Source organism: Lyngbya sp. CCAP 1446/10 (assembly GCF_026130175.1).
In the GTDB taxonomy this organism is placed as follows: Bacteria; Cyanobacteriota; Cyanobacteriia; order Cyanobacteriales; family Microcoleaceae; genus Microcoleus.
In genome coordinates, this window is sequence record NZ_JAIGNI010000156.1 from 1 (window position 1) to 13,111 (window position 13,111).

Below are 13,111 nucleotides of genomic sequence, written 5' to 3' on the forward strand. Positions count from 1 at the left end.
AGACTGATGATGTTGGAGCATTAAAGCAGTAATTTCGTCTGAGTAATACATAAATTAAGTTAGAATTAATGATTCAAATCAACAAATCATGGGCGACATAAGAAGAACCAAGTAGGTATAATATTTGACATCAATACCGAAACATGAACCTATTCATATTCACTCATTTATTTATTATACACCGCTGAGGTTATTAAATTTTCATTCCTAAGTCGGATTTGATTGAATCGGAGAATGGTGAATTGTATCCGGTTGAATACAAGCGCGGCAAGAAAGGGGAATGGGATAATGATGAGTTGCAAGTGTGCGCGCAAGCTTTGTGTTTGGAAGAGATGACGGGGAAAAGTATTGCGACTGGATATGTGTATTACGCGCAGTCGCACCAGCGGCAAAAGGTGGAGATTTGTGAGGGTTTGAGACAGGAGGCGATCGCAACTATTGAAAAAGTCGCTACTCTTTGGCGATCGGGAAATATCCCGTTACCAGTTTACAGCGCTCGGTGTTCGGGATGTAGTCTTTCTTCCCAATGTATGCCCCAAGCTGCTACCAAAGTCAACCGCTATCAAGAAGCAAGTTAACCTGCAAATAGGAGAATTCACAATGGGAACTGTTTACATTACGCCAGAAGATGCTTTTATCGGCAAATTAGACGAACGCCTTACCGTTAAAGCTGACAAAAAAACTCTCATCGACGTGCCATTAATTAGAATTGACGGTGTTGTTGTATTGGGACGCGCTACGGTTTCTCCGGCTGTTGTTGTGGAATTGTTGGAACGTCACATACCCTTAAGCTTTCTGACGGCAAACGGACGCTATTTAGGGAGGCTGGAACCGGAAATGACTAAGAATATCTTTGTGCGAAAAGCTCAGTGGAAAGCTGCCGGTGAATCGGAACAAGCGGTGCATTTAGTCAGGGGGTTTGTACGGGGAAAGCTCAAGAATTACCGGACTACGTTGTTAGAGTGCCAGCGCAAATATTCTCAACCAGATTTTGAAAAACCGATCGCACAATTGAAAGAAGTAATTGCATCGGTTGATAAAACTTCAAATATTAATTCGCTGCGAGGATTAGAGGGGGCGGGTAGTGCGACTTATTTTGGCTGCTTCAACCGGCTGATTCGGGTGCCGGAATTTAGCTTTGAAGTTCGCCGCCGCCGTCCGCCTACCGATCCGGTAAATTCTCTGTTGAGTTTGGGATATTCTCTGTTGCGACACGATGTTCAAAGTGCGGTGAATATTATCGGGTTCGATCCGTATTTGGGATATTTGCATTTTGAGCGCTACGGGCGTCCTTCTTTAGCGCTGGACTTGATGGAAGAATTTAGACCTTTGGTAGTTGATGCTGTGGTGTTAGCAGCGATCAATTTGCAGAAAGTTTCTCCAAGTGATTTTACGGCTGAACCTTTGAGTGGCGCGGTTTCTTTGACAAAAGAAGGGTTGCACAATTTTTTGCGGCTTTACGAGCAAAAGAAACAGTCAAAGTTCAAGCATCCAGTTATGGGAAAGCTGTGCACCTATCAAGAAGCTTTTGAAATTCAAGGGCGGCTGATGGCTAAGTATTTGATGGGTGAAGTTGATAAGTATCCACCTTTGTTTTTGAAATAGGGAGACAATCAAGTTATGTTTGTTCTGGTTTGCTACGATATATCTGAGGACAACCGCCGCACTAAGATTCACAAGATTCTCAAGTCTTATGGGGAATGGAAGCAGTATTCGGTGTTTCATTGCGATGTGACGGATACTCAGTATGCCCGGATGCGCCAACGTCTGGGCCGGGTGATTAAGTCTGATGAGGATAGTATTCTGTTTCATTTTTTGTGCGCTTGCTGTCAGGGCAAGATTGAGCGGATTGGCGGCCGGGCACCGCTGGATACTACGATCTTTATGGTGTGATTTTGCGTCTGGCTATGGGTGTTGAAAGGAGGGGGTGAATTTTAATGGCTGAGAGCTTTACTAGGAATGGGTTTGCGGTGGTTTGTACCTCATGCGGGTCAGACGCAAATGCTGAAAACTTTACTGGGAGAGAGTTTGAGGTCTATTTGAATTTTGCCCCCTTGACAGGGCGATCGGTGAAATAGTATATTAATTTCATTCAGACGCAACTGAACCTTGAAAACCTTATAGTGCAAGCCTCCCAGACACCGGCGGCCGCAATCAAACTAAAACCCTATTAGGGATTGAAACCCCGCAGAGCTTCAGCCTTACCAAGGCATTGACCCCAAGCCGCAATCAAACTAAAACCCTATTAGGGATTGAAACTGGACTGACGCACCTACCATACGCGACATCCTCATGCCGCAATCAAACTAAAACCCTATTAGGGATTGAAACTGACGAGACTGATAAGTTCTTTGCGCGACTATAGCCGCAATCAAACTAAAACCCTATTAGGGATTGAAACATCCGGCGCGTGCTTGTGGATGCCCGCTTGGTAGTAGTCAAGCCGCAATCAAACTAAAACCCTATTAGGGATTGAAACTCTTTCGGCAGAATCGGGATTATGGTAATCATCGCGAGCCGCAATCAAACTAAAACCCTATTAGGGATTGAAACTTCGGTCGGAACGTTCCCGACAGTTCCCGATGATTTCCCGGGCCGCAATCAAACTAAAACCCTATTAGGGATTGAAACAGATCTTTGATAAAATCCTCCACGCCCGAAAAAGCCGCAATCAAACTAAAACCCTATTAGGGATTGAAACTTCAGATCTTTGATTCAATTTTTGAAAGTGAGGTACATAAGGCCGCAATCAAACTAAAACCCTATTAGGGATTGAAACCCTGTCATCGTCAGGACTGCCATCAACCTCTGAGCCGCAATCAAACTAAAACCCTATTAGGGATTGAAACTCTACTCGCAATTGCTACTTCTTGCAGCTTGCCTTAGAGCCGCAATCAAACTAAAACCCTATTAGGGATTGAAACCACTTGGAATTGGGGAATTACTCCCACATTCCCAAATCGAAAGCCGCAATCAAACTAAAACCCTATTAGGGATTGAAACCTGTTGAGAAAAGCAATGCCCCGATGGCAGCGCACAACCGCCGCAATCAAACTAAAACCCTATTAGGGATTGAAACCCGAGAATGCACACTGACAGCCTTTGGATTGATGCCAGAGCCGCAATCAAACTAAAACCCTATTAGGGATTGAAACGAACCCCGGGGAATACGATCGAAATTTGGCTAAAGCCGCAATCAAACTAAAACCCTATTAGGGATTGAAACTCATAAATGGGCCACCGACTAATTATGATGACAGGCGCCGCAATCAAACTAAAACCCTATTAGGGATTGAAACAAAACAAATTCCGGTGACTGTAAATCTCAAAAGCCGCAATCAAACTAAAACCCTATTAGGGATTGAAACTAAAATTTTTGCGAGATATTTTCAGACAATAAGCCATCGCCGCAATCAAACTAAAACCCTATTAGGGATTGAAACAACATCCTCTTGAATTCCCACTTTTGAGCAAACGCCGCAATCAAACTAAAACCCTATTAGGGATTGAAACTACCAACTAGGCAAGGAAATTAGGGGAAATCCCTAGCCAAGCCGCAATCAAACTAAAACCCTATTAGGGATTGAAACGAGATTTCGGCTGTATTTTCTGCTAAGAATTTAGGCCGCAATCAAACTAAAACCCTATTAGGGATTGAAACAAGATAAGTGATAATCAGTGGGAAGCCTCGCTTTGGCCGCAATCAAACTAAAACCCTATTAGGGATTGAAACCTCCGGGCTTTTAACTCATTTAGCACCAGAGGGAGAACGCCGCAATCAAACTAAAACCCTATTAGGGATTGAAACCTAATTGGATGGCTCTCTGCTGGGCGCATGACGCAATTCGTGCCGCAATCAAACTAAAACCCTATTAGGGATTGAAACGAATTTGAAACCATCGGATGCTGGAATTGTGCAGGGCCGCAATCAAACTAAAACCCTATTAGGGATTGAAACCTATCGCGCGGGTGAGGGCTATGCTTGTACGGCAAGCCAAGCCGCAATCAAACTAAAACCCTATTAGGGATTGAAACACGGTGACCCAGGTGCTTTCGTGGGTTAATGGCAATTTGGCCGCAATCAAACTAAAACCCTATTAGGGATTGAAACCTATGCTCCAATCATACCGACCCATCTTGACGACTGTACCCGGCCGCAATCAAACTAAAACCCTATTAGGGATTGAAACAGCAAGGGTAAGTATCCCCTGCCGCTCGCCTTTCGCCGCAATCAAACTAAAACCCTATTAGGGATTGAAACATTATTAAGTAGTAGGTGAACACGCACTTTCCGAGCCGCAATCAAACTAAAACCCTATTAGGGATTGAAACTCAAGCATTCTGGCTACAAGCTAGCAATTAAGGGCCGCAATCAAACTAAAACCCTATTAGGGATTGAAACGTGAATTAACGGTTGGGGAAGTCGTGGTTAGTGGGCCGCAATCAAACTAAAACCCTATTAGGGATTGAAACCCTGATGACATTAGACCCATTGGAGGAATCGACACAGCCGCAATCAAACTAAAACCCTATTAGGGATTGAAACATTTACGGTAATATCGCGCTCAAAACGTCACTGTTGGGCCGCAATCAAACTAAAACCCTATTAGGGATTGAAACGTAGTCTGACATAGCGCAGGCTGAATGGTGGCCCCGCCGCAATCAAACTAAAACCCTATTAGGGATTGAAACATGGTGCTTAGTAGACCGAAATCAGCGGCTCGTGCAGCCGCAATCAAACTAAAACCCTATTAGGGATTGAAACAATTTATTGTTACTTTAAGTAAAACCTGCTGAATAGCCGCAATCAAACTAAAACCCTATTAGGGATTGAAACGCTGAACCCTAAACCGGGTAGCACCCTAAACCTCAGCCGCAATCAAACTAAAACCCTATTAGGGATTGAAACACGGCTAAAAGTAGTACAAGCCTCTATCACACCTATAGCCGCAATCAAACTAAAACCCTATTAGGGATTGAAACCTGAGGGTGAATATAGAATCTGCCAATATTCAGGCCGCAATCAAACTAAAACCCTATTAGGGATTGAAACCCACTGCCGAAAAGGGAAATCCCATCGCCCGACCGGGCCCAAGCCGCAATCAAACTAAAACCCTATTAGGGATTGAAACAATATTTTGTTGTACTTTTCGCGCAAATTCTTGCGCCGCAATCAAACTAAAACCCTATTAGGGATTGAAACTGCTATAATAGAATTTTATAGGAATAATTATGGCGCCGCAATCAAACTAAAACCCTATTAGGGATTGAAACAAAGCCTTTGTGCGATTCGTGTATTGTAAATGCGATGCCGCAATCAAACTAAAACCCTATTAGGGATTGAAACACATTAAAGAGGCTGAAATACTCCTTAAAAACATCAGCCGCAATCAAACTAAAACCCTATTAGGGATTGAAACCCATCCATAAATAGCCAGCGCCAAAGCATCAGCAGCCGCAATCAAACTAAAACCCTATTAGGGATTGAAACTGCAAAGTGCGATCGCTAAAATTGCCATCTTGCCAGGGCCTGGCCGCAATCAAACTAAAACCCTATTAGGGATTGAAACGTATAAGTTACGGCTGGAGATGGATCTTTAACACAAGGCCGCAATCAAACTAAAACCCTATTAGGGATTGAAACCAACACCTCGCAGAACCCAGCGGACAGCTTAAGCCGCAATCAAACTAAAACCCTATTAGGGATTGAAACTTTAAGCTGTTGCATGGCAAAAAAGATATAGATAACTAAAGCCGCAATCAAACTAAAACCCTATTAGGGATTGAAACCCAATAAGTGATCGAACTTCCGCACTAGATAACAACCATGCCGCAATCAAACTAAAACCCTATTAGGGATTGAAACTCGAAATTTAAAGATGGGCCTTCGCCCGGCACGGCTCTGCCGCAATCAAACTAAAACCCTATTAGGGATTGAAACGTGGATTAATGGCAATTTGCGCAGATATATGGGTCGCGCCGCAATCAAACTAAAACCCTATTAGGGATTGAAACTATTACGGCAATCGCTTGATCGATGATTGCAAAAGCCGCAATCAAACTAAAACCCTATTAGGGATTGAAACAAATGCCGACGGTTGAATTCGAGAGTCAGATCGGGCCGCAATCAAACTAAAACCCTATTAGGGATTGAAACCATCGCATGGGTTATGCTGATGTTCGCAAGAAAGCCGCAATCAAACTAAAACCCTATTAGGGATTGAAACCTGATTATTTTCAATCATCTCCGCGTTTGTTAGAGCCGCAATCAAACTAAAACCCTATTAGGGATTGAAACTCATAATTGGCAAGGTGTTACACCCTCGAAAATGGCGCCGCAATCAAACTAAAACCCTATTAGGGATTGAAACATGCTGATATTCGTAGCAGCCAATTTAAATATTTGCCGCAATCAAACTAAAACCCTATTAGGGATTGAAACAAGGTCGGTTCCGGGGTTCCGCGCTGGCAAATACGCACCAGCCGCAATCAAACTAAAACCCTATTAGGGATTGAAACGAGCATTGGCAGCTAAAAAAAGAAGCGCTGCGACCTCAAGCCGCAATCAAACTAAAACCCTATTAGGGATTGAAACGTCACCCCTAATGAAAGGAAGTACAATGTCCGCGCCGCAATCAAACTAAAACCCTATTAGGGATTGAAACCATATAAAGGCCGCTACTCCACCGACAGTTCTCGGCCGCAATCAAACTAAAACCCTATTAGGGATTGAAACAATTCTGGCAGCACCCCCTCTGAAATCTGTGAATTCTAGCCGCAATCAAACTAAAACCCTATTAGGGATTGAAACATACAGCGATGCCCTTTGCGCAGACGCTCGACTCACGCCGCAATCAAACTAAAACCCTATTAGGGATTGAAACTTGCGGGCCCGAAGCCGCCTGCAAGACATCAGCGCCGCAATCAAACTAAAACCCTATTAGGGATTGAAACCTGCTGCTGGCGGGGAGAACTTTGACCGATTGGGAGCCGCAATCAAACTAAAACCCTATTAGGGATTGAAACGCCGCCAATTGTAGATATGATGGGGGAGGTGCAGGCCGCAATCAAACTAAAACCCTATTAGGGATTGAAACAACAAAAAAGCCCCTTTTTACAGGGGCCGGGAAGGCCGCAATCAAACTAAAACCCTATTAGGGATTGAAACTTGTCCATAGCTAATACCAATTTCACAAAATTTTGCTACAATTATTTATACTACACAAATTATCTTTCCTAAACATAACCCCCCACCTGATACTCCACCTTGCCGTTTCCCTACAGATGAAATCCTCTAATTTCGGTAGTAGCAATACTTTTCATCCTTGGTATTAGTTAGGGATTTTTTGAGCGAGCGACGCATCCTGTGACTATTAATAATCAGCAATTGGTAATTAGCAATCAGTAACCATAAATTACTAATTACCAATTACCCATTACCAATTCCTTACTTCATCACTTGCCAATCCATAATCCGCCACTGTCCATCTTGGCGGATTAAGTCGTAGCGGATACGTAGGTTTTCGTTGCGGGAAGTAACTAGCTGATCGCGATCGAACACTTCGGCCTTTTCGCTTACCTGCGCTTCTACTTCTGCCCGATCGGGATTTGTCGGATTTGTCTTAACTCCTTTAACTTCTAGCTTGTGTACATAACGCTGGTGGGCGTTATTTTTCTGTTGAGCTTCGGCCATCAATTGCCAGCGAGACAAAGCCGGTTCCGTGAGAACTTGCTTTAATTCTTCCACAGCGTGGTTTGGGCCTAAAGCCGCTGCTTTCGCTGACAGCCAGCTTTGAACTATTTGTCCCGCTGCTTCGTCAGTGATTTCTCCCGATACTGGGGCGGGGGCGCTGGGTTCTGGGGCCGCAGTTAAGGCGGGGATTTCTATGGGCGGTGCTTCCAGGCTGACGGAGGGTTGTTCTCCTTGCAGGGATGGGCCTGAGAGGGCTTGCATCGCGTTAGCCAACAGACTGAGTATTAACCACAGCATTAAGAGACTCAGGACGATTGCGATTACAAGCAGGGCCAGCTTGTTTGGTGGCATGGACTTGACTTGGGCGGAAATTTGGGCTGCTATGGTGCGCGCCCGATCGGCAAAACTGCCTGTTAACCCCTGACCGATCCCTCCGCTGCGTCGGCTTGAACTGTGGCTCCGGCGCGGTTTGGAGGTCGAGGCTGCGGGGCGTCCCGCCGTAGTTGTCGGGAGAGAGACGGCCGCCACTGCCCCGATTCCTGCCACCGTTGCCTGGTATTTCGGCGCTGAATCTGCGCTGGAGGTGTCTGCCGGTACGGGGGTCAAGCTGACACTACTGGCTACCTGTTTGGCTGCGGGCGGCTGTGTCGCCGCGGGCGGGCGATCGCCAGTTGGTTGCAGTCGTCCCTGGGGTTTGCCCGATCGGGGCTGCACCACAACCCATTCGTTGGCCGTTTCTGCATCCGAAGGCAAAGCTTCTAAATAAGCTTGGACTTTCGGGTCAGCAAAATAATCTTTCAAAGAGACTGACTGGTTTGCCAAGTCGCGGAAGTGAGGAAACACTTCTTCTTGCAGCCAGTGTTCGGCGTACAAGCACAGTCCCGGCAACAAATCGGGAGAATCTTGGGAATGCTCGCGAATGAAGGCGAGGGGTTCTTTTTCCGAACTGAGTTCGAGAGCTCTGCTGGCTTCTTCTGTTTGGCCCAGCAGCAAGGAACACACGGCTTTTTCGAGGTGAACGTCTTGGCGGCGGCCGAGCTGCATCAGCATCAGCTTGGCGCGGCGGATCATCGCGGGCTGTCTGGCCGCAAATCCTTGGGCTAACAGGGTGTAGACCGAGAGGTAAGTGGCGACTGCGGAGGGGCGGCCGGCTTCAGCTTCAAATAGGGTCTGCTGCTCGCTACTGGTTAGGTGTTTGCGTAGTTGCTGGACGAAGCGGAGGAAGTCTTCTATTCCTAAACCGGAGCGATCGTCCCCCGATCCATCGATACCGCCCCGTTCTTCGAGCATTTCTCGCAGGATTTGCAGTCCTTGGCGGCGCTCGGAGACTTTTTCTTCGGGGAGCGATAGTAATTCTAAAATGTTGTACGGACGGAGTTTGTATATATCGGTTTGCATTTCACCCCTCACGCTTGGAAATAAGCTTTCGCGCAGCAGCAGTTCTTGACCTGCGTCTAGTGATTTGGCGGCATTTTGGTATTGACCTTGTTGCCACTGTTCCCGGCCGAGTTCTAGGCAGGCCAGGGCTACGGTTAAAACTATGTCGGGCCGCACGAGCTGCGGGTCGCCGAAGCGGGCTTCGTCGATCGCGATGCTGCCATTGTTGAGATACGGGCGCCCCAGCTTCTGTACGAGTTCGTATTCCCCCAGTTCTTGCAGTACGAGCAGGGCTCCTACGAATTGGTTGTCATCGATTTCAATACTTGGAGTGTGGGGGTCGGGAGCAGCGTCTAAGGCTTTAGACTCTGCCGCAACGGTTTCTCCTGCATCTTGCAGGAATGTGGCTTGCCCAGATGAGGTTTTCAACCTCTGCTTGGCTGCAATTGCTGCTTCCGACTCTCGATCGTATGTTTTGGCTAAAAAATTGGCATCATAAGCTTTGCGCCCGTCTGAGTCTGACAGAACGGCGCAGGCTTCATCGATCAATTGTTTGCGGGCGACGATCGCAACTTCGGAATACTCCCGGCGCGGAAGTTGTAAAGTGCGATCGCGGTGAGCCTGCTGCAACTGTTCGGCAGTAGCTTGAATCGGTAGACCCAAAATCCGGTAGTAATCTAGTGGAATTAACACAGCGTCCACTTCCCCAAAGCGCTAGCAACTGAATTAGCCTATCTTAGGTGATGCTCTCACATCAAATTAAAAAAATATGATTTTGATCTGAGCTTCTGAGTCCTGTTAAGGATATCGAGAACTTCCTTCAAGGTACTCCGACTGTTTCCCTCTAGGGCGTTTTAGAGTGAGGTTGGCATCCCGCCCCACTTTGAACAAGACCGATCTTAAGTTTTAGACACAACCGCAGTGGGTCGATGTGGCAGTTGGCTCTCCCAATTTTGGCAAATTTCCCATACTAAGCTCATTTTAACAATCCTTGTAACTGCTGCGCTTGAAAATGGGCGACCATTTTCTGCTGCGGTTGTGTCCAATCTCGGTTTACAGTGATTTGAGTATGGTTCGATTTAAGCTGTCTAGTTCGCCGATCGGGTATTAATTTTTTATGGCTGAGGAACGGGTTTTACCAGTTTTTGACGCACAGAGCGTAACTATTTCTCGCGATGAGGGCTTGATGCTCTACGAGGATATGGTTTTGGGGCGTTTTTTTGAAGACAAGTGCGCTGAGATGTACTACCGGGGCAAAATGTTTGGTTTTGTCCACTTGTACAACGGCCAGGAAGCTGTCTCGACTGGCGTGATTCGATCGATGCGCCGGGATAGTACGGATTATGTCAGCAGCACCTACCGCGATCACGTTCACGCTTTAAGCGCGGGCGTACCGGCGCGGGAAGTGATGGCGGAGTTGTTCGGGAAGGAAACCGGTTGCTCGAAGGGCCGCGGCGGTTCGATGCATATGTTTTCGGCAGAACATCGGCTGTTGGGAGGTTATGCTTTTGTGGCTGAGGGGATTCCTGTAGCTACGGGGGCGGCTTTTCAATCGAAGTATCGGCGCGAAGCTTTGGGCGATGAGAGTTCCGATGGCGTAACAGCTTGTTTTTTTGGCGATGGTGCTGCAAATAACGGGCAGTTTTTCGAGTGTTTGAATATGGCTGCTTTGTGGAAGTTGCCGATTCTTTATGTTGTGGAAAACAACAAATGGGCGATCGGCATGGCCCACGAGCGAGCTACTTCTGACCCCTTGATTTACAAAAAAGCTCATGCTTTTGGCATGGCTGGATTCGAGGTTGACGGGATGGATGTTTTGGCCGTGCGGGAAGTCGCCAAGGAAGCCATAGCACGGGCGCGGGCTGGCGAAGGCCCGACGCTCATCGAGGCCTTGACTTATCGCTTTCGGGGTCATTCTTTAGCCGATCCTGATGAGTTGCGCTCTAAGGAAGAGAAGGAATATTGGTTCCCCCGCGATCCGATTAAGAAGTTGGCTGCTGATTTGATCGATCGAACTTTGGCTACTGCTGAGGAATTAAAGGCGATCGACAAAAAGATCGAAGCTGTAATTGATGATGCGGTAGAGTTTGCGGAGAACAGCCCCGAACCCGATCCGAGCGAATTGTATCGCTATATCTATGCTGAAGATTAGTCATTCAGTTGACAGTTGACAGTTGACAGTTGACAGTTGACAGTTGACAGTTGACAGTTAACAGTTGACAGTTAACAGTTGACAGTTGACAAAAGAAGGAATAGGATTGGAGTAATGAATAGTCTTCGTTTAATTTCCCCCTAAAAGGGAGAGACTTTAAACCAATTCTTTCTGGTAATCTTTAGAGATATTTTGCGTGCGGTTGCAGCCTACAGGTTAAAACCTGTGGCTGCACTAATGTGCAAGATATAATTGAAGGTATACTTTCTATACGCAAAGAGAGGCGGTATGATAAATATCGATCGCAATCTAAGTCAAATAACCAAAAATATGGGTGCAGTTCGAGTCAAAGTCAAGCTAACCAATGCCATTGATGAAGGCTTGGTTAATCGAGGATTGCTCAACCCAAATCTTCTGCGCGTTTACGAAGCAGAAGCAGTGATAAATACTGGCGTAGTACGCACAGCAATTCCCGTAGAAGTTTGTGAACACCTAGGTTTAAGAATTCGGAGTCAGGAAATAGCAAAGTATGCTGATGGCCGACAAGAAATAGTAGAATTGAATGGGCCTGTGATTGTGGAAATCGAAGGGCGCGAGACGATTGAGGCGGCAATGGTTTTAGGCGATATCGTGCTAATCGGTCAAACTGTGTTAGAAACTTTAGATTTGCTAGTAGATTGCAAGAATCAGCGTTTAGTTCCCAATCCCGAAAATCCCGAAAGACCTGTTTTGAGAGTTTAAGCAATCTCAAAACTTTAAACTATTTTCGGCACAGGCCGCAACCTTCCCGCGACTTCTACACTCGGCCAACTGGGATCGAAAGTCAAATTTTCCAAAGTTCCATCGCTACCAATTACAAACGTATCCTCAATTTTTGCTCCCGACAAACTCGGATTCCAAGCCACAGCCATATTTACTGCTAAAATCTCTGAAGTAGCCGGATTCGCCACAATTTCCCGCGCTAAATATCCGGTAGTTCCGCCTTGATGGTGTTCGCGAATTGCTTGAGGATATCCGTGCTGTTCGTAAGCTGTTTTTAGGGTATCATAAACCGCATTCAGCGATACTCCCTGGCGACAAGAATCTAAGGCGGCTGCTTCAATTTCTCGGACTTGTCGGTGTAACTCTGAATGCTGTTTTTCCAAAGAACCAAAACAGACAAATCGGGTTAAATTTGCATACAAACCGTTTCCCCTAGCGCAGAATACTAACATGGCTTGCTTCCCGATTTGTTCGGCGGTAGCGGTGGCGTGGCGGTATAGCGGTAAACGTCTTTCTCCAGCCACTAATGTCAGGGCTGGATGCAAACCTCTCGCCCACAAAGCCTCTGCACCGGCACCCGCTAATTGATATTCTGTCCATTCCGGTTTGGCGGCTGAAAGTACCTCTGTCATCGCTTCGCTGGCTAAACGCCCGACTCGCCGATATCGCTCTAATTCGCTTGACATCATTGTCTGTTTGCGAGACTGTAAAGATGCGATTATTGGTGTTTCTTGGGAATTTGGTCGATCGCTCATCACGTTACCGCCCGCAGTAATTTCTTTGACAAAAGCTTCGCGCTGTGCAACATCCGCCCAAGGATAGATGTGCATTTGAAAGTTGGCTGGAACTTCTTCATCTTGCAAGCGCTGGGCTTCGATTTCATCTGTCAGCACAAAAGCATTTTCGGCGGTAATTAATATTTCTGCAACTCCGGTTTCTGCGGTAAGCAATACTGTATGGGAACCGCCGGCGGTAGCCCAAGCAAACCAATCAGTGCCACGCAACCGCAGGGCGATCGCTCCTGTTTCGGTTAAGGCTTTGCGGATGAATTCGAGTTTGCTGTCAACTTCTGGGTTTAATGAGTTTATCATAAAGCAATTGATATCGAGTTAATTCTTCAATTCTTC

Annotated in this window: 7 protein-coding genes and 1 CRISPR repeat array; of the genes, 5 read left to right on the plus strand and 2 right to left on the minus strand. The window is 46.4% G+C overall.

Features of this window, described 5'->3' with window-relative positions; translation table 11 throughout:
- The first annotated feature begins 218 nt into the window (after positions 1 to 218).
- From cas4 to cas2, 3 genes are read left to right on the plus strand one after another with little or no spacing between them, the layout of a single operon-like run.
- On the plus strand, positions 219 to 578 hold the full coding sequence (gene cas4 / locus K4039_RS28535) for a CRISPR-associated protein Cas4 (RefSeq protein WP_321161674.1): 360 nt from the start codon (positions 219 to 221) through the stop codon (positions 576 to 578).
- Positions 579 to 600: 22 nt separating this feature from the next.
- Positions 601 to 1,605, plus strand: coding sequence for a type I-D CRISPR-associated endonuclease Cas1d (gene cas1d, locus K4039_RS28540; protein ID WP_265239884.1), 1,005 nt, complete (start codon positions 601 to 603; stop codon positions 1,603 to 1,605).
- 15 nt (positions 1,606 to 1,620) lie between these two features.
- Positions 1,621 to 1,893 (plus strand): CRISPR-associated endonuclease Cas2, encoded by a 273-nt coding sequence (gene cas2 / locus K4039_RS28545; protein WP_265239885.1) that lies wholly within the window; start codon positions 1,621 to 1,623, stop codon positions 1,891 to 1,893.
- 254 nt (positions 1,894 to 2,147) lie between these two features.
- Positions 2,148 to 7,168: a CRISPR direct-repeat array (repeat unit 37 nt; unit sequence GCCGCAATCAAACTAAAACCCTATTAGGGATTGAAAC).
- 279 nt (positions 7,169 to 7,447) lie between these two features.
- On the opposite strand, the gene K4039_RS28550 is transcribed toward cas2, so the two are convergent.
- Positions 7,448 to 9,763 carry an IMS domain-containing protein gene (locus tag K4039_RS28550; protein ID WP_265239886.1) on the minus strand — a complete coding sequence of 772 codons (2,316 nt, stop codon included), beginning with the start codon at positions 9,761 to 9,763 and terminating at the stop codon, positions 7,448 to 7,450.
- Positions 9,764 to 10,187: 424 nt separating this feature from the next.
- On the opposite strand from K4039_RS28550, the gene pdhA reads away from it, so the two are divergent.
- Both pdhA and K4039_RS28560 read left to right on the plus strand, forming a co-directional pair.
- A complete protein-coding gene (gene pdhA, locus K4039_RS28555; RefSeq protein ID WP_265239887.1) occupies positions 10,188 to 11,222 on the plus strand; it encodes a pyruvate dehydrogenase (acetyl-transferring) E1 component subunit alpha in 1,035 nt (344 codons plus the stop codon).
- A gap of 288 nt (positions 11,223 to 11,510) precedes the next feature.
- A complete protein-coding gene (locus K4039_RS28560) occupies positions 11,511 to 11,963 on the plus strand; it encodes a clan AA aspartic protease (protein ID WP_265239888.1) in 453 nt (150 codons plus the stop codon).
- 14 nt (positions 11,964 to 11,977) lie between these two features.
- On the opposite strand, the gene K4039_RS28565 is transcribed toward K4039_RS28560, so the two are convergent.
- Positions 11,978 to 13,075 (minus strand): Xaa-Pro peptidase family protein, encoded by a 1,098-nt coding sequence (locus K4039_RS28565; RefSeq protein WP_265239889.1) that lies wholly within the window; start codon positions 13,073 to 13,075, stop codon positions 11,978 to 11,980.
- Between the last annotated feature and the right edge of the window lie 36 nt (positions 13,076 to 13,111).

Excerpts from the sequence above, each read along its gene's own strand:
- pdhA (WP_265239887.1), top strand. The coding sequence starts at position 10,188 with ATGGCTGAGGAACGGGTTTTACCAGTTTTTGACGCACAGAGCGTAACT.
- cas2 (WP_265239885.1), top strand. The coding sequence starts at position 1,621 with ATGTTTGTTCTGGTTTGCTACGATATATCTGAGGACAACCGCCGCACT.
- K4039_RS28565 (WP_265239889.1), bottom strand. The coding sequence starts at position 13,075 with ATGATAAACTCATTAAACCCAGAAGTTGACAGCAAACTCGAATTCATC.
- K4039_RS28560 (WP_265239888.1), top strand. The coding sequence starts at position 11,511 with ATGATAAATATCGATCGCAATCTAAGTCAAATAACCAAAAATATGGGT.
- cas1d (WP_265239884.1), top strand. The coding sequence starts at position 601 with ATGGGAACTGTTTACATTACGCCAGAAGATGCTTTTATCGGCAAATTA.